A 17,479-nucleotide genomic window follows, 5' to 3' on the forward strand; every position below is an offset into this window, starting at 1 on the left:
TAACCGTGTCACGGCATGGTCGGCCAGGAGATTTCCGCAGGATCTCCGTCGTGCTGCACAATCGGCGCTCAAACGCATGCGAAGGATCGGGCGATAGCCGCCTCGCCGAGGCTGTCGGAGTGGAAATGTAATGAGTGCCGGCCACGAGCCAGGATCAGAAAGGTGGAAGCCGCACGCGCTGAGACGCTCTCCGCGCGACACGCCGACAGCCCAGATCCTCAACGGTCTACGCTCGGCGATCGCCGGCGACGGATTCGGCTCGCACCCGGTCGACGCCGGCCTGCGCCTCAGCCGCAAGCACCACATGATGATCGGCGCCGCCTGCGCGCTCGTCGTCGGATACCTCCTCAACATCGGCCCGTGGCCCCAGGGGACCGACAAGTTCCTGCTGCCGGCCCGCGCCCAGGACCAGATTTCCTTCTCCAGCCAGTCGCGCCCCCGGGTCGCGGCGCCGTCGGCCGCCGACGAAAGCGCGCTGCGCTATTTCGCGCGCCAGGGCGACGTCGACCGGCTGGAGGCGGAGCTGCGCCGCCTGCGCGCGCTCTATCCCGACTGGGAGCCGCCGACCAACCTGCTCGACCCGGTCGGCGAGGACCAGCAGACCCAGCAGATCTGGAACCTCTACGGCGAAGGCCGCTTCGGCGAGGCGCGCGAACTGCTTGCCCAGCGCCAGCAGCGCGACCCGAACTGGGAGGCCCCCACCGCCCTGGTCAACGCGTTGAACGAGGCCGAAGCCCGCGAGCGGCTCACCAACGCCTCCAAGCTCGAGCAGTGGCAGGCGGTGATCCGGATCGCCTCGGAGAATTCGGCCCTGCTGGTGTGCGGCAACGTCGACGTCCTGTGGCGCGTCGCCGAGGCGTTCGCCAAGACCGACAAGCCCCAGCGCGCCTATGACGCCTATGCCTACGTCCTGGAGAACTGCCAGGACAACCAGGAGCGCATCGCCACCGTCGAGAAGGCCTCGGACCTGCTGCCGGACAATCTGCTCGAGCAGCTCTTCAGGTTCGGCCGCACCGGCCCGGACGGAGAGAACGAGTTCGCCGTCGTCCAGCTCAACACCATCCGCCGCGCCGTCGGCCGGGCCGCCGAGGATCCGTCGATCACCGTGCCGGAGGCCCAGCTGCAGGTGCTGGCGAAGGACGCCGCAACCGGTCGCGACACCAACGACGCCACCCTGCTCGGCTGGTATCTCTACCGCCACGACAACCCCCAGGACGGGCTGGAGTGGTTCCGCTTCGCGCTGGAGCGCGGCCACGGAGTGGAAGCCGCCCAGGGCTTCATCCTGTCGCTGCGCGCCATGAACGACGAGGCGCGGGCGCGCGAGGCGGCCTACATCTGGCGCGACACCTCCAAGAACATCATGGCCATCTACCTGGAGGCGGTGGCGACCTTCCTGACCGGCAAGGACATCTATGCCATCGACCAGGAAACCGTGTCCCGGTTCGCCCCGGTGGTCGTCCAGCAGAAGGATCCCAACGGCGCCCAGGCGCTCGGCTGGTACGCCTACAACACGTGCCAGTTCCAGAGCGCCGAAGACTGGTTCGTGACGTCTGCCGGCTGGAAGCCGTCGGAGGCGGCGCTGTTCGGCCTGGCGCTGGCGCGGCTGCGGCTGGGAGACACCGTCGGATTCGACGAGGTGGTCGACGAATGGGGCACCGTCTACCCGGCGGTCGAAAGCCTGCGCACCGGCAGCGGCGTGCAGCCGGAAGCGCCGAGCCAGACCGAGAACCCGGACGAAACACTGCTCCAGAGCGGCGTCCAGCAGATCGACTGCGGAACGGCCTCCATCCGCGACCAGGCCGACGAGGCCCGGGCCCGGGACCGCGCCACGACAACCCCGCCTGCCGGAACGCGCCAGCGCACCGAGCCGGTCCCCCAGCGCGTGAGCCGTACGCCGACGCCGCAGCGCGACGGCACGATGGCGCAGACTTCGGCGCGGCCCGTCGCCCAGCGCCCCGCGGCCACGCAGACGCGCACGACCACCGCCGCACCGGTGCGCACGAGCACCGCGGCCCCCGGCGGGGCGTTCCAGATGGACGAGGAGCCGACGGCGGCCTTCGACGCCGGCGGCTCGGGTTCGACCGGCACCTCGTTCAGCGGCTACCAGCCCCGCGCCGGCCAGGCGTCCAGCGGCGGCGCGATCATCTACACCGGCGGCGCCCCAAACTGGGGCAGCGACACCTCCACCGCGACGGTGATCGCCACCGGCGGCCCGGACGTCATCGCCATCAACACCGACCTTCCGGCCGGGCCGACCCGAGCCACTTCCCGCACCCGGCTGATCGACAACACCCCAAACGCGTCGCCGCAGGTCCGCAGCGCCTATTCCAGCGGCGACTACCAGCGCTGCGTCGGCCTGACCGACGCCGCCATCAAGCGCGGTGCGCTGCGCGGCGGCGACGCGCTCGCCCGCGGCTGGTGCCTGATGGAGCTGAAGCGGCCGGTCGAAGCGGCGATGGCCTTCGAGGCGGCGTATACGAGCACCTTCGACGCCAAGCGCATCGCCGACTCGGCCTACGGCGAGACCCTCGCCAAGGCGGCCTCCAACCTGACCAACGAGGCCGCGGTCGCCGCCACCAAGTCGCCGCAGCCCCGGACCCGGCGCGCCGAGATCGCCCGCGAGCTGATCACCCAGCGGGCGCTGGCCGCCTACCGCGACGGCAAGTACGCCGACGCCATCATGGCCCTGGACGAGCGCTCGCGCCTGGCGCCGGAGCAGCGCGACCTGATGCTGCTGCGCGGCTATGCCCATTACAATCTCGGCCAGTGGAACGCCGCGGAACAGATCTTCGAAGCGGTCGACAAGGCGGCCTCCACCCCGGATTCCCGAGGCGCCCTCAACGTGATCCGCTTCGCCCGCGAACCCCAGCAGCGGCGCTACTAGATCGCCCGGCGACGGCTTCGCCCGCGCGCCTCTTGCACGTCGCTATCCCGGGAGTTCGCGTCGTGTCGGCCCTCGTCCAAGACAGCCGCAAGCGCTATGATCGGCTCCGGTCGGCCCTGCCCCGCGCCAGTCCGGGCGGCATCGGCCGCGCGCGATCGATCCGGTCCCGCGCGATGCTGTTTCAAGGGTGACGGATCCGAATGATCCTCGACATTGGCACAATCATCGTGATGGTCGGTGTCACCTGCGCGGGATTGACCGTTCTCACCTTTGTCGTATGGCTGTCGCACCGCGAAGAACGCTTCCTGCTCACCTGGTCGATAGCGACCCTGATCCTCGTCGGCTCGATGGGGGCCTTCGGCTTCTACGAGCAGAGCCCGTCGCTGCTGATCGGCTGGATTGCGGCCGCCTCGACGGCGGTTGGCGCCGTCGGCGGATGGATGACCGCCATGCACCTGAAGCGGCGGCGTCTGGCCATCTGGGGCGGCGCGGTGCGCATCGCCGTCGCCGAGATCGCGATCGCAGCGCCCGCCGTCAGCGGTCTGCCGGGAACGATGATCGCCGCCTTCAACATCGTGGTCTTCCTCTGCCTGATGGACGCGGCGTCGGTGTTCTGGTCCATCCGGAAGGAAACCCGGGTCTACATGACCAGCCTCGCGGTGCTGTCCACGACCATCGGCGCAACGTTCCTTCTGTGCGGCCTGCACCTTCTTCTCTTCGAGCAGCCGGACTTCCTCGGAATCCCGCAGACCGCGCTCGAAACGGTCAACGGCATCGTCACCCTGTTCGGACTGACCGGCATGGGGGCGCTCATGCTCACCCTGGTTCACGAGCGGATCGCCAACCAGCACCGCGCCGACGCCATGACCGATGCGCTGACCGGGCTGCTCAACCGCCGCGCCCTGCTCGACATCGGCAACGCGAGCGGCACCCATGACTCGGCAGCCGTCATCATCTTCGATCTCGACCACTTCAAGAACGTCAACGACACCCACGGTCACGCCGTCGGCGACCTGGTGCTGCGCCGCTTCACCGTGATCTGCCGGCAGGCCCTTCGCGCCACCGATCTGGCCGCGCGCATCGGTGGCGAGGAGTTCGCGGTGGTTCTTCCGGGCACCGGCGAGGCCGAGGCGATCCTGGTCGCCGACCGCATCCGCCGGCGCTTCCAGCGCGAAGAGATCGAGACCGACAGCGGCACCGTGCAATGCACCGTCAGCGCCGGCGTGCACGCATCGCCGCGCGGCTCCGAATGGCAGCTGCACGACCTGCTGCTGGGTGCGGACCTGGCGCTCTACGAGGCCAAGAACGGCGGCCGCAACCAAGTGTGCTGGACCGAGCCGAACCGAGGCCGCAGCTAGGTCATCTCCCGTCCAGACCGAAGCGATCCGACAAGATCTTCTCAAGCCATTGATTCTGAAGTCTATTTCTGCACGATCAGGTGATTCCACCTGATCGGCTTCTGGACCGGGACGAGCTGGATCCCCAGCGCCTATCCGGCCGGACCGTCGTCGGCATCGCCACGCTTGCGGTCATTGCCCGGCCTGCGGGCATCGGCGGCGCTGCGCGGCTCGCCGGCCCGCGAATCCCCGGCGCCACGGCGGCGGCGGAGCCGCGCCGAGCTCAGCGCCCGCCGTCCGACCATCAGCGCACCGAGCACCATGGCGCCGACCGCGAACGCGCCGCCCGTGAGGCCGCCCATCGGCCGGTTGTCGTCGCCGTCGGTCTTTCGCTGATCGGGTACCATCGGATCACTCCGTACCTGACGCCCTCATCCGGCAGGGCGAAGGCTGAGTCTAGACCAACTCGGCGCAAGTCGAAAGGAGCGCCCGAAGCGACCGCGGGAGCCGTCGTGCACGAGGAACGGCGGAAGCCGATTTTCGCCGGCATTCCGCTCCAAGACACGAGGGTCGAGCAGACCTGTTTCATCGTGATCTCACGTCCGACGTGAGCTCAGGTCCGAGAAGACGGGCGCGCCCTCCACGAGGATCCGCGCGACCACGTCGCGCCCCTCCTGGGTGACGGTGAGGCTGTGCCGGTCCGGATAATGGATCGCCAGCCGGCGGCGGGTGTTGTCGAGACCGACACCACGCCCCGGACCGGGGCGCGGCGCATAGACGCCTTCGTTGGCGACTTCGATGGAGAGCCGGGCTTCGTCGCCCGCCACGCGGACCCGGACATGGAGCGGGCCCGGCGACGACGTCAGGCCGTGTTTCACCGCATTCTCGACGAGCCCCTGCAGCACCAGCGGCGGCAGCAGGACGCCGAGCGCCGCATCGTCGACGTCGAGGGTGAAGTCGAGCCGGTCCTCGAAGCGGAGCGCCTGGATGCGAACGTAGGCGCGCGCCTGCTCCAGCTCGGCGGAAAGCGGCGACAGCACCTGGGCGCGGCGGTCGAGCCCACCGCGAAGATAGTCGGCGATCAGGCGGTTCATCTCCAGCGCCGTTTCCGGATTGTCGGGGATTTCCGCCGCCAGCGTGTTGAGGGCGTTGAACAGGAAATGCGGATCGAGCTGCATCTGCAGCTGGTGCAGTTCCGCCTCGAGGGCGGCCGCTTCCGCCTCGATCCGCCGCAGGCGCTCCGCCCGCATCTCCGAATGCGCCATCAGCCAGAAGCAGGCGACCGACCAGCTCACGAACACCGTGGTGAAGAAGAACAGCTGGATGAACGGCCCGCCGAAGCCCTGGTGGAAACGGCCGGTCAGGATGACGTAGGCGCGCAGGATGTTGACGCAGCCGGTGAGCACCAGCCCGGCCGCCAGGCTGAGGCCGATGACCAGCAGCACCGCCCGCGTGAGCCGTACCCCCGAGGCGAGCTCGCGGAGATAGATCCAGCGCAGGAAGATCGTGTAGGCGAACGTCAGCGGATCGAGGAACGCGCTGAGGATCAGGGCATGGCCGGCGTTCTCGTAGAACACCGCACGGGCGGCGAAGGCGAACACGACATAGAACGCGAAGGCGACCAGGTTCGCCTGCCAGAAGGTGATCCGGGCGAACCCGGCATAGGTAGCATCGCGGCCCTCCGCGGTCGCCGGATCAGGCCCCGGCCCTCCGGCACCCCCCGCGCGGCCGCCGCGTCCCGACGTCCCGGTCAACGGCATGATCGGCATCGTGCGGATCGGATCATGGGACGGCGTCTGCTCAACTCTCTTCCCCTCCGGCCCCCGCCGGGATAGGGGGAGCGGCAAGACCACGGCCGCGCGACCACGCGGTCCGACGGCCCGAACCGGAGCATAGCTTTCGTGCCGATCCAACGCACGCGCGCCCCCGCCACCCTCGTTGCCGCCGCCTTCGTCATGACGCTCTCCTCGGCGTTCGGCCAGACCTATTTCATCGGCCTGTTCGCACCCTGGCTGAAGGAGGAACTGCAGCTCACCGACGGGTCGTTCGGCACGCTTTACATGGTCGCAACGCTGGCGAGCGCCGCCGTCCTCATGTGGTCGGGCCGGATCGCCGACCTGTTCCGGATCCGCCGGCTCGCGGTGATCGTGCTGGTCGGTCTCGCCGCGACGGCGACCGCCATGTCGCTGGCCCCGTCCGCCCTCGTGCTGCTTCCGGTGCTCTTCGGGCTGCGCCTGTTCGGCCAGGGCTATCTCGGACACCTGGCGATGACCGGCGTCGGCCGCTGGTACGTGCGTCGCCGCGGCCGCATGATGTCGGTGGCGGTGCTGGGCTTCCCGGCGAGCGAGGCGGTGATGCCGTTCGCCGCCGTGGCCCTCATCGGCGCCGTCGGCTGGCGCGAGACGTGGCAGCTCGTCGCCGCCTTCCTGTGCGTCGTCTCGGTGCCGCTGGTGCTGGTCTTCCTCCGCCGCGAACCCTCGCCCGGCGAGGCGGCCGAAACCGCCGACACGCCGGCCGCGCCGCGCCGGCACTGGACCCGCGCGGACGTGCTGCGGCAGCCGGTCTTCTACGCGCTGCTGGCCGGCATCGTCACACCGCCGTTCGTCGTGACCGGCATCCTCTTCCACCAGGCCACCCTGGTGGCCGCCAAGGGGTGGACGCTCGCCTGGTTCACCGCGTGGTTTCCCGTCTACGCGCTGGCAAGCGTCGCCACGGCGCTGGCCAGCGGCGCCCTCATCGACCGCTTCACGGCACGACAGCTGCTCCCCACCTACCTGCTGCCGCTGGCCGTCGGCGTGACCGTGCTGGCGCTCACCGATTCCCTCTATGCCGCCCCGGTGTTCATGGCGCTCGCGGCCGTCACCAACGGTGCGGCGCAGACCCTCATCGGCGCGCTCTGGGCCGAACTCTTCGGCGTCCGCCATCTCGGCGCGATCCGCTCGGTCGCCTTCGCGGCCATGGTGTTTTCCACCGCGCTCGCCCCGGCCATCATGGGCGTCCTGCTGGACGCCGGCGTCCGCCTCGAAGCGCAGTATCTGGTGATGGCCGCCTACACCGTGTTCGCCACGCTGCTGCTGTGGTCGCTGGGGCCGCGGCTCGGCCGCATCGCATCGGCGCCGTGAGGGTGCCGAAGGTCCGGGCATTGAGGCGGCCGCGGCCGGTGATAGACTTGGCCGCACCGTTCCTCTCCGCGACCCGAGCCGAAGCCCGCCCGTGACCTCCATGTCGATCATCTTCGCCAGCGCCGGCTTCGAGGCGGCGCGTTCGCATCTCGGCGACGCCGTGCCGGACGCGCAGATCGCGGCGATCGACGGCGGCGTGCTGCGGCAGGACGGCGCGGAAGCCGAGATCCTCATCCCGGCGATGACGCGCGTCGACGGGCCGCTGATGGACCGCATCGCCGGCCTGCGGCTGATCCACCAGTTCGGCTCCGGGCTGGAGGGCGTCGACGTGGCGGCGGCGACCGAGCGCGGCATCGCCGTCGCCAACGTGCCCACCGCCGGCACCGGCAACGCCGAGTCCGTCGCCGAATGGTGCGTGATGGCGGCGATCGCCGTCATGCGCCTGCTGCCGGTGTCGGTCCATGACATCCGCGCCGGCGGCAGCTGGGGCAAGCCGGCCGGCCGCGCGCTCCTCGGCAAGACGGCGGGCATCGTCGGCCTCGGCGGCATCGGCGAGGCGGTGGCGGCACGGCTCGGCCCCTTCGGGATGCGCCGGATCGCCGTGAAGCGCACGGAAGATCCAGCCCAGGCGGCGCGGCTGGGGATGGCCTGGGTGGGCACCATGGAGGCGTTGCCGAAGCTGCTCGAGGAGGCCGACATCGTGTTTCTGTGCCTGCCGGTGACGGCCGAGACGCGGGCGATGATCGACCGGGCGGCGCTGGACCGGCTCGGGCCGGAGGGGGTGCTGATCAATGCGTCGCGCGGCGGGCTCGTCGACGAGGACGCGCTGACGGCCGCCCTCGCCGAGGGCCGCATCGCCGGGGCCGGCCTGGACGTGTTCGCCACCGAACCGCTGGACCCGGCGTCGCCGCTGCTGAGGCTGCCGAACGTCGTCGCCACGCCCCACATCGCCGGCGTGACCGACGTCTCCTATGCCGGGATTTCGGCGGCGTTTGCGGAAAATGTCCGGCGGCTGCGGGCCGGCGAAGCGCTGGCGAACTGCGTCAACGCTGAGGCCGTGCGCAGCTGATACGCGCGCCGCACCGATCTGCGCATTTCGGGTGTTTTTCTGCGCGTTCCTGCGCTTTTCGGGTGCGCACGCTCAGGCGAGATCGCGCGCCGTGCGCACCAGCGCCGCCGCCTCGCCGATCGGTGCCGTCGCCGCCACGTAGTGGTCGGGCCGGAGCAGGATCGCGTGCTCGCGATAGCTGGCGTGCGCCTTGCCGCTCAGGTGCCGCGACGCGTCGCGCACGATGGTGAAGTCGGCGGCCTGGGGGTTCATGCCCTCCGGCGTCAGACCGATCACCCGGAGGCCCACCGCCTCCGCGTCGGCGAGTGTCGCGCGTGGCAGGGTCCGGTCCGGCGCGTCGGAGAACACGATCAGGCAGGCGGCGTTGCCGATCAGCGCGTCGAGGAGGAGCCGCGTCCGGTCGGGCCGTTCCACCACCGGCTGCGGGAACAGCTTGCCGACCAGCGTCGCCTTCCGGGAGCGGCCGTCCGGCCAGATCAGCCCGCCGGTCAGCCGCGGCGGCGGCTTGTAGCGCATCTGGGAGAGGTAGTCGCGCGCCGGCGGATAGACGCCGAGGAGCCGGAAGCCCGCGCGCACCGCCCATGCCCGCCCCCGCGAGGACGGCGTCATGATCCGGCCCATCGTCAGGGCGAGCTCGATCATCGACCAGGCGTGCGGCTTCCGCTCGGTCTCGTAGGAGGCCAGCAGCCGGACGACCGCTGGAGAGTGCGGATCGGACGACGGTGCAGACGGACCGGGCGCGCCGGTCCCGTCGCGGTCCCGCTTCAGGGCCGCGGCCAGCTTCCAGCCGAGATTGTGGGCGTCGCGCAGGCCGCTGTTCATGCCCTGGCCGGCGAACGGCGGGCTCAGATGGGCGGCGTCGCCGGCGAGGAAGACCCGGCCCTCCGCCCAGCGCTCGGCGAGGCGGGCGTGGAAGGTGTAGACCCGGGAGCGGCGGATCGGCGCGTCGCGGTCGGGGCCGACCGCGGCCATCAGCCCGCGCACGAAGGCGTCGTCCTCGGCGACGGTGTCGTCCTCGCCGTCGAACAGCATGAACTCGTAGCGGCGGATCCCGTCCGGGCCGGGCAGCGTGATGCAGGGGCGCACCGGATCGCAGTAGACCTCGGTGTGGCGGAACCGGTTGAAGGTCTGCGCCAGGTCGAGGATCAGCCAGCGCTCGGAAAAGGAAGATCCCACGAGCCCGATCCCGAGCTGCTTGCGCACGAAGGACCGCCCGCCATCGGCACCGACCAGATAGGCGGCGCGGACGCTGTGCTCCCCGTCCGCCCCGGCCCGCCGCAGGCGCGCCGTGACGCCGGTCCCGTCCTGCGAAAAGCCGACGAGCTCGGTGCGAAAGCCGGCGGTGACGGTGGCGTGGCGGGCGAGACCGGCGGCGAGCACGGCTTCGAGCTCGGGCTGCTGGAAGCCGTTGCGCTTGTCGAAGCCGTAGTCCCGCGACACCGGATCGACGGTGAGGAACAGGTCGCGGTTCGGCCCGAAATAGCGCGACCCGTAGCCGCGCGCGACGATCGCCTCCACGGCGCCGTCAAGGCCGATCGCCTGCATGGTGCGCATGGATTCGTCGTCGATGGAGACGGCCCGCGGCTCGTCGACGGTGCCGGCGTTGCGCTCGACGAGCACGGTGGAGACACCGTAGCCGCCGAGCAGGTTGGCGAGCGTCAGCCCGGTCGGGCCGGCACCGACGATCAGGACGTCGGTCGCTTCCGGCAGTGTGGTCGTGTCAGCCATCACCGGACCTTCGGACGGGGAGCGCGGGCCTGCACCGGCACGCTCAGGAGCGCATGATCGCACGGCCCCACAGGTTGAGGGTGCGCGGCCCCTGCGGCCAGTCCTTCGACGGCCGGTCGTGGATCACCTCCAGCTCGGCCGAGATCTCGATCCAGTTGCCGTCGGGATCGGCGATGAAGGCGAACAGGTTGTTGCCCGGCCCGTGCCGCCCCGGCCCCCACATGAGCTCGATGCCGAGGCCGCCGAACCGGTCGCACCAGTCCTTGATGGTGTCCCAGGTGCCGGCCTCGTAGCTGTGATGGTCGACGCCCTGCCGGTCCGACTTGAAGCAGGCGATGGTGTGGTGCTCGTGGTTGGAGCGCACGAAGCAGGTCGCCATCTCGCCGCCCGGATGCAGCACCCGGTCGGACAGCGCGAAGCCGAGCCGGTCGCAGTAGAACGCCCGGAACGCCTCGACGTCGAAGCTCGCGAAGGTGAGATGCTGGGTGGGGGCGTGCAGGCCGGTGAAGCCGTCGGCCTGGGGCCTGGCCAGCCCGAAGCAGATCAGGTTGCCGTCCGGATCGCGCACGCCGAAGGCGCCGTCCTCGAAATAGGGCGACGGCGACGCCTCGATGGCGATGCCTTCCGCTTCCGCCCGCGCCCGGATGGCGGCAAGGCCGTCCGCGTCGCGGCAGGCGAGCCCGGCAAACGCGAGCTGGCGGGCGCTTCCCTTGCGGGCGACGAACCGCCGCGCCGGCCCCTCGCAACGCCATTGGCCGTCGCCGACCGCCTCCAGCCGCATGTCCATCGCCTCGGCATAGAAGCGGGCAAGGCGTTCGGGATCGTCGCTCTCGAATGCGACGTGATGGAGGTAGGCGCCAGCGTGCACGGTGGTGAGGGTCATGGCCGGATCCTTCGTGTTATCCGACATAATTATCAAAAACTGATAATTATGTAAATATGCGCCGTCCGAGTTCCCGTCCCGATCGAAGCGACCCGACCGAAAGGGAACTGCTCAAGATATTGAATCTGGAGCCATTTCTGATCGATCAGGTGATTCCACCCGATCGGAAAAGGCTCTAGAATCGGCCCTTCCCGTCAGAGTGGCGCGGCAGCCATGGGAGACCGATTTGGCCGGACTGGAACGCTTCATGGCGATCCTGCACCTGTTCGACGAGGAGGCGCCCGCGTGGACCGTGCAGGCCGTCGCCGACAGGCTCGGCGCGCCGGCGAGCACGGTCTACCGCAGCGTGCGCGCGCTGGTGGCGGCCGGCTTCCTCGCCCCCGCCGGCGAGGCGCATTACCGGCTCGGCACCGCGTTCCTGGAGTTCGACCGGCTGATCCGGCTCACCGATCCGCTGACGATCGAGGGCACGGCGATCCTGTCGAGCCTCGTCGGGCGGGCCGACATGGCGTGCGTCGGCCTGGTGGCGAGCCTCTACGGGGATACGGTGATGTGCGTGGCCGACGCGGCCGCCGGCGGGCCGACCTTCCGGTCGAGCTACGAGCGCGGCCGGCCGATGCCGCTGCTGCGCGGCGCCACCTCCAAGGTCATCCTCGCCGACCTGCCGGCGCGCCGCCTGAAGCAGCTGGTCGGCCGGACGGCCGACCTTGCCGGCGACGAGGCGGAGCGCACCCGCTTCCGCAAGTCGCTCGCCTTCGTTCGCCGCCAGGGCCATTGCGTCGCCCGCGGCGAGATCGACCCGGGCCTCGCCGGGCTGGCGGTACCGATCCGCGAACCGGACAGCCAGACGGTGGCGAGCCTGAGCCTGGTGGTGCGCGAAAGCGACCTCACGCCGGCAGCCGAACGCAGCCTCGTCACGCTGCTGTCGGCCTCCTCGGCGCAGCTGGCCGAGGCGCTCGCCCGGGGGCGGGCGGGCGAGCCACCGGCGACAGGCCCCGCCGGTCAGGCGGCCGCGAGCCGGGCAAGCTCCAGGTCGAACAGGTAGGCCGAGTTCGGCCCCTCGCCGATCAGGTCGTGCTTGTCGAGGACGGCGCGGGCGAGCTTCTCCTCCTCGTGCTGTTCGCCGGCAAACCACTGCAGGAACTGGTCGGTGGCGTAGTCGTGCTCGCTGCGGGCCAGTTCGATCACCGCGAAGATGTTGCGCGAAACCGCCTGCTCCTCCGTCTGGAAGCGCTCCAGCACCTCGCGGATGCTGGTTGCATTGATGTCGGGCGACGGCTGCGCCTTGATGGCGATCGGCGCACCGAGGTCGTCGAGATAATCGAGGAACTTCAGCATGTGGACCCGCTCCTCGGCGGAGTGACCGAGAAAGAAGGCCTTCGCCCCTTCCAGATTGTGGCCGCAGGCCCAGGCGGCCATCTGCAGGTAGGTGTTGTGTGCGGCGAGTTCGCCGTTGAGGAGATCGTTGAGTTTCCTGGCAAGCTCTGCTTTCGCCATGGGGCGCTTCTCCGAATGACCGAGGCAATCTCCCGCGACAGGCCCGCGAGGGGCCGGCGCCCGGCGGAGGGGCGGGCGTCGAAACGGCTGGCAGACGCGCGGGTCCGGCGGCCTCAGCCGCCGGGAATCCAGCCCACCGTCTGGCCGAGCACGACCACGTTGAGGATCAGCAGGATGACGGTCGTGGGCCACAGCAGGATGCGGATCCACGGGCGGTTGGCGAAGGATCCCATCGTCGCCTTGTCGTCGGTGAACAGGACCAGAGGCAGCATCGCGAACGGCAGCTGCAGCGACAGGACCACCTGACTCCACACCAGGATCTCCACCGGTGGCGCGTTCATGAAGATGGCGACCAGCGCCGGCGCCATGGTCACGCTGCGCGTCCCGAGGCGGATCAGGAAGGGACTCACGTTCGGCATCTTCAGGAAGCCCTCGAAGACCACCTGGCCGGCCAGCGTGGCCGATGTGGACGAGGCGACGCCCGCGACCAGCAGCGCGATCGCGAAGATCAGCCCCGCCCCCTGGCTGAGGATCGGCACGAGCGTCTTGTAGGCGTCGTCGAAGGATTCGATGACGGTCCCGGTCTTCATGTAGATCGGATGGAAGACGGCCGCCGCCACGATCAGGATCGCCGCGTTCACGAACCAGGCGAAGGTCAGCGAGATGTTGGTGTCCCAAAGCGACCAGCGATAGAGCGTGCGCGGCGACGCCAGCCCTTCCCGCACCCGCGAGATCGCCAGGTGCGAATGGAGGTAGAGATTGTGGGGCATGATCGTCGCACCGATGATGCCGACGGCGATGAAGAGCGCGCTGGCGTCGAGGATATCGGCGCTCGGGAGGATGCTGTCGCGCGCCACCGCACCGTAGTCCGGATCGCTCATGAACAGCTCGATCACGTACATCGAGCTGACGCTGGTGAGGAACACCAGGAAGACCGTCTCGATCGCCCGGAAGCTCCAGCGGTTGAGGAGCAGGATCAGGAACACGTCGACGGCGGTGATGATCGCGCCGGCCCACATCGGGATCGCGAACAGCAGGTGCAGCGCGACCGCGACGCCGATGATCTCGGCGAGATCGGTCGCCATCATCGACAGGACGGCGGAGACGAAGAAGATGCGGGCCGCCCAGGGCGGGAACCGGTCGGCGCAGTGCTGCGCCAGGTCCTTGCCGGTGGCGATGCCGAGCTTCGAGCAGAGATTCTGCACGAGCGCGCCGATCAGGCAGCTCAGCGACAGGACCCAGAGCAGCGTGTAGCCGAACTGGCTGCCGGCCTGCAGGTCGGTTGCCCAGTTGCCGGGATCGAAGTAGCCGATGGAGATGATGAAGGCCGGGCCGAAGAACCGCCACCAAGCGGGCCGCGTGACCACGACCTTCTGCTCGAGCGGAAACGCCTCGCCGCGGGGCAGCAGAATTTCCACCGACTGCCGCCTACCCTCGTCGTCCCGCCCCATCGCAACCCCCAAGTCGCCTGCCTGGGGCGGCCAGTAACAGCCGCAAGGATTTCAGGCAACAGGACGCGATGAATTGATAATTATTCCATCTCTACACTGTACATGGCGAAAATTTTCTTCTTGATACTTTGATGACGGCCGGCGCGGAGGCCTGTGGACAACCGACCTGCGGCGATGGCGGCCGGCAACGCCGCGTCCGGCCGCTCCAGGCACGGGTTGCCGGCGGCCGGACCTTCGGCCGCGCGGCAACCGACTGGCCGCATCAGATCCAGCCGGGCATCTGCGGGACGAGTTCGACCTGGTCGTCGACCGACCTCACGCCCGGCGTGTTCTCCGCCGCGACCCGGAGCGCATCCTTGATGCGCGGGTCGATGACCGCGCCCTTCAGCTCGACGGCGCCGGCGCGAACGGTCACGTCGATGGTCGACGACGGCACCCAGCCGTGGCGGTGGATCTCGTCGACGATGTGGTTGCGGATGCCGAGATCGTCGACGGTGACCGGCGGGGCGGGATCGGCGCGGCGCACCAGCGCCCGCAGGAAGTTCGACCGCGAGACGATGCCGGTCACCTTGCCGTCGCGGACCACCGGCAGGCGGCGGTAGCCGTGTTCTTCCATCAGCCGGACGACCTCCGACAGCTCGGCGTCGGGCGCCACCGTCACCACGTCGCGGGACATCACGTCGGAGACCTTGCGGGCGTGGGCCCGCACGTACTCGTCGGCGAGCGTGCCGGCGCTCATCACCAGCTCCATCCAGTGGCGATGCTCCTGCTCGGTGCCGAGCTCGGTGCGGCGCAGGAGGTCGCGCTCGGTCACCATGCCGATCAGCATGCTGTCCGCGTCGACCACCGGCATGCCGCTGATGTGATGCTCCAGCATCAGCTGCGCCGCCTGGCCGATCGTGGTGTCCGGCGAAACGGTCGCCGCGCCCACGGTCATGATGTCACCGACCTTCATGGTCCTGCCTCTCCCTGTTCGCCCCCGGAAAGGGGGCCGTTCGTCTGTTTGTCGACGCTTCCGGCCGTGGCCGCCTTGCGCAACGTCAAGTCCGGCACCGCATGCCGCCGGCCGGGCCATCGCCTCCACTGAACGTGCGTCCGGCCGCGCGCCCCTGCAAGGGGCCGACCGGGACGGCAGGGCCAAAGGCCCGCGGGGTGCGGCGCACGGCGCCCGTGACACGGCACGCCCGGAACGTTGACACCGATCAATGCGTTCCAGGCGAGTGCGATGCACGGTTGCGCATCAATCCCGCCGCGACCCGAAGGATCATCCCCATGTCGGACACTCCGCACCACGTCGGCAACCCGTTCAAGGACACCCTCGACTTCGGTGGCCCGTTCGCCAAGGCGTTCGCCTTCGGCGGTCCCTACGGCGACATCTTCGCCTCCCGCGCCCCGTTTGCGGACGTCTGGAAGACGATGATGATCGACGTGCCGATGACCATGACGGCCGAGATGATGCGCTTCGCCGGCCGCCGCTTCGCGGCCCAGGCCAACCTGTGCGACCAGCTCGCCAAGTGCGGATCCATCGCCGACGCCATCGATGCCCAGTCGGAATTCGTGGAAGAGGCGATCGGCGACTTCAGCGCGGAATCGGCCAAGCTCGCCCAGGAATCCCAGGCGGTGGTGACCCGCGAGACCGCCTGAGGCTTTCGGCCGGCACGACAGGTCAGGGGCGCGGCAATGGCCACGCCCCCCTTCTCCTATTCCTGCAGCACGTAGGTGCCGGGGGCGTCGCACAGCGGCGGATAGCCGGCCGCGGCGTTGCCGAGGGCGGGCGGCGCGACCGGCTCGCCCGCCGACTGCGCCGCGAGCCATCCGGTCCAGGCGCTCCACCACGAGCCGTCGCGCGGCTCCGCCAGCTCCAGCCAGCTGTCGGGATCCACGTACGGCGCCTGCTCCTTCTTCTCTCGGATCCGGAAGTGCGCCTTCGGGCTCGACGGCGGCGCGACGATGCCGACGTTGTGGCCGCCGCTCGCCAGCACGAAGGTGACGTCGGCGTCGGAGAACAGGTGGATCTTGAACACCGACCGCCAGGGCGCGACGTGGTCGTGTTCGGTGCCGACGCAGAAGATCGGCGCGCGGATGTCGGAGAGCGCGATCGGCCGGCCGTCGACCTCGAAGCGGCCTTCCGACAGGTCGTTCTGCAGGAACAGCCCGCGCAGATACTGGGAATGCATCCGCGCCGGCATCCGCGTCGCGTCGGCGTTCCAGGCCATCAGGTCCGACATCGGCGCCCGCTCGCCCATCAGGTAGGAATGCACGAGCCGCGACCAGACCAGGTCGTTGGAGCGCAGAAGTTCGAACGCCCCCGCCATCTGCTTGGAATCGAGGGTGCCCTGCGACCACATCAGATCCTCCAGGAAGCGCACCTGGCTTTCCGAGATGAACAGGGTCAGCTCGCCCGCCTCCTCGAAGTCGGACTGGCCGGCGAACAGCGACACCGTCTTCAGGCGGTCGTCGCCGTCGCGCGCCATGGCGGCGGCGGCGATCGACAGCAGCGTGCCGCCCAGGCAGTAGCCCGTCGCGTGCACCTTGCGGCCCGGCACGATCGCGCCGACCGCGTCGAGCGCCGCGCCGATGCCGAGCCTCCGGTAGTCGTCGATGGACAGGTCGCGGTCGTCGGCGGTCGGATTGAGCCAGGAGATCATGAAGACCGTGAAGCCCTGGCCGGTGAGGTAGCGGACCAGCGAGTTCTCCGGCGACAGGTCGAGGATGTAGTATTTCATGATCCAGGCCGGCACGATCAGCACCGGTTCGGGATGCACGGTCCCGGTCGCGGCCTCGTACTGGATGAGCTCGATGAGGCGGTTGCGGTAGACGACCTTGCCGGGGGTGACGGCGACGGTCCGGCCCGGCACGAAGGCCTCGGCGCCGACGGGCGGGCGGCCGGTGGCCTCGCGCTGCCAGTCCTCCAGGAAATTGCCGAGCCCGCGGACCAGATTGGCGCCGGCCGTCTCGACGGTCTCCTTGAGGACCACTGGGTTGGTGGCGATGAAGTTGGCCGGCGAGACCATGTCGAGGACCTGCCGGGTGGCGAACTCGACCACCTGCTCGTGGTGGCGCGACACCCCCGGCACGCCCGTCGTCGCGTTGTGCCACCACTGCTGCTGCAGCAGGAAGCCCTGCTGGATCAGGTTGAAGGGAAAGGCGTGCCACTCGGGGTCGGCGAAGCGCTTGTCCTGGGGAAGCGGCTCGATGCCGGCGGCGCCCGAGCCGCCCGCCAGCAGGCTGCGGCCCGCGAAGTCGGCGAACCGGCTCCACTTGCGCGCCGCCTTGCCGGCGAGCTGCACGGACTTGCCCGGTGCGGAGGCGAGATGCACGGCCCAGTCGGTGAAGGCCTCCGACAGCCCCGCCGGGGCGAGGCCGCCGGTCATCCGCGCCACCGCGGCGTGGGAGGCCCGGTCGATGGTCTCGGCGAAGGCGTCGAGCGGATCCGCCGGAGCGGACGAAGCCGAAGGAAGGGTCGGGGAAGACGAGGTCACGCTCTGCACTCCAAACGGGGTGGCGC

At 69.9% G+C, this 17,479-nt stretch carries 14 protein-coding genes; 6 read left to right on the plus strand and 8 right to left on the minus strand.

The window, feature by feature from the left end; translation table 11 throughout:
• Nucleotides 1–130 precede the first annotated feature (130 nt).
• Both ACSSVZ_RS05400 and ACSSVZ_RS05405 read left to right on the plus strand, forming a co-directional pair.
• Nucleotides 131–2,884, plus strand: a complete 2,754-nt coding sequence (locus ACSSVZ_RS05400) for a hypothetical protein (RefSeq protein ID WP_453968767.1) — start codon at nucleotides 131–133, stop codon at nucleotides 2,882–2,884.
• Between the two features lie 200 nt (nucleotides 2,885–3,084).
• Entirely contained in the window at nucleotides 3,085–4,242 is a 1,158-nt protein-coding gene (locus ACSSVZ_RS05405) for a diguanylate cyclase (protein ID WP_453968768.1), read from the plus strand.
• Nucleotides 4,243–4,373: 131 nt separating this feature from the next.
• On the opposite strand, the gene ACSSVZ_RS05410 is transcribed toward ACSSVZ_RS05405, so the two are convergent.
• A complete protein-coding gene (locus ACSSVZ_RS05410; RefSeq protein ID WP_453968769.1) occupies nucleotides 4,374–4,628 on the minus strand; it encodes a hypothetical protein in 255 nt (84 codons plus the stop codon).
• Between the two features lie 189 nt (nucleotides 4,629–4,817).
• Nucleotides 4,818–5,981: a sensor histidine kinase gene (locus tag ACSSVZ_RS05415; RefSeq protein ID WP_453968770.1), complete on the minus strand. Its 1,164-nt coding sequence runs from the start codon at nucleotides 5,979–5,981 to the stop codon at nucleotides 4,818–4,820.
• A gap of 141 nt (nucleotides 5,982–6,122) precedes the next feature.
• Here ACSSVZ_RS05415 and ACSSVZ_RS05420 point away from each other — a divergent pair, with 141 nt between their 5' ends.
• The gene (locus tag ACSSVZ_RS05420) at nucleotides 6,123–7,343 is read left to right on the plus strand and encodes an MFS transporter (protein ID WP_453968771.1); all 1,221 of its coding nucleotides are present in this window, start codon (nucleotides 6,123–6,125) and stop codon (nucleotides 7,341–7,343) included.
• 100 nt (nucleotides 7,344–7,443) lie between these two features.
• Entirely contained in the window at nucleotides 7,444–8,412 is a 969-nt protein-coding gene (locus tag ACSSVZ_RS05425; protein WP_453968982.1) for a 2-hydroxyacid dehydrogenase, read from the plus strand.
• A 72-nt stretch (nucleotides 8,413–8,484) separates the two neighbouring features.
• On the opposite strand, the gene ACSSVZ_RS05430 is transcribed toward ACSSVZ_RS05425, so the two are convergent.
• Nucleotides 8,485–10,140, minus strand: a complete 1,656-nt coding sequence (locus ACSSVZ_RS05430; RefSeq protein ID WP_453968772.1) for a bifunctional 3-(3-hydroxy-phenyl)propionate/3-hydroxycinnamic acid hydroxylase — start codon at nucleotides 10,138–10,140, stop codon at nucleotides 8,485–8,487.
• Between the two features lie 43 nt (nucleotides 10,141–10,183).
• Nucleotides 10,184–11,023, minus strand: coding sequence for a VOC family protein (locus ACSSVZ_RS05435; protein WP_453968773.1), 840 nt, complete (start codon nucleotides 11,021–11,023; stop codon nucleotides 10,184–10,186).
• A 226-nt stretch (nucleotides 11,024–11,249) separates the two neighbouring features.
• Here ACSSVZ_RS05435 and ACSSVZ_RS05440 point away from each other — a divergent pair, with 226 nt between their 5' ends.
• Complete coding sequence (locus tag ACSSVZ_RS05440; RefSeq protein ID WP_453968774.1) at nucleotides 11,250–12,068, plus strand: IclR family transcriptional regulator; 819 nt, start codon at nucleotides 11,250–11,252, stop codon at nucleotides 12,066–12,068.
• Here ACSSVZ_RS05440 and ACSSVZ_RS05445 read toward each other — a convergent pair.
• The 3 genes from ACSSVZ_RS05445 to ACSSVZ_RS05455 form a co-directional block, all read right to left on the minus strand.
• Nucleotides 12,026–12,520, minus strand: coding sequence for a ferritin (locus ACSSVZ_RS05445; protein WP_453968775.1), 495 nt, complete (start codon nucleotides 12,518–12,520; stop codon nucleotides 12,026–12,028). The two genes, ACSSVZ_RS05440 and ACSSVZ_RS05445, sit on opposite strands and share 43 nt — an antisense overlap.
• Nucleotides 12,521–12,633: 113 nt before the next feature.
• Complete coding sequence (locus ACSSVZ_RS05450) at nucleotides 12,634–13,938, minus strand: Nramp family divalent metal transporter (RefSeq protein WP_453968776.1); 1,305 nt, start codon at nucleotides 13,936–13,938, stop codon at nucleotides 12,634–12,636.
• 295 nt (nucleotides 13,939–14,233) lie between these two features.
• Complete coding sequence (locus ACSSVZ_RS05455) at nucleotides 14,234–14,926, minus strand: CBS domain-containing protein (RefSeq protein WP_453968777.1); 693 nt, start codon at nucleotides 14,924–14,926, stop codon at nucleotides 14,234–14,236.
• Nucleotides 14,927–15,243: 317 nt separating this feature from the next.
• Here ACSSVZ_RS05455 and ACSSVZ_RS05460 point away from each other — a divergent pair, with 317 nt between their 5' ends.
• Nucleotides 15,244–15,615, plus strand: a complete 372-nt coding sequence (locus ACSSVZ_RS05460; protein WP_453968778.1) for a phasin family protein — start codon at nucleotides 15,244–15,246, stop codon at nucleotides 15,613–15,615.
• 56 nt (nucleotides 15,616–15,671) lie between these two features.
• Here ACSSVZ_RS05460 and ACSSVZ_RS05465 read toward each other — a convergent pair whose 3' ends face one another.
• The gene (locus tag ACSSVZ_RS05465; RefSeq protein ID WP_453968983.1) at nucleotides 15,672–17,345 is read right to left on the minus strand and encodes a PHA/PHB synthase family protein; all 1,674 of its coding nucleotides are present in this window, start codon (nucleotides 17,343–17,345) and stop codon (nucleotides 15,672–15,674) included.
• Nucleotides 17,346–17,479: the final 134 nt, after the last annotated feature.

Source organism: Amorphus sp. MBR-141 (genome assembly GCF_053628695.1).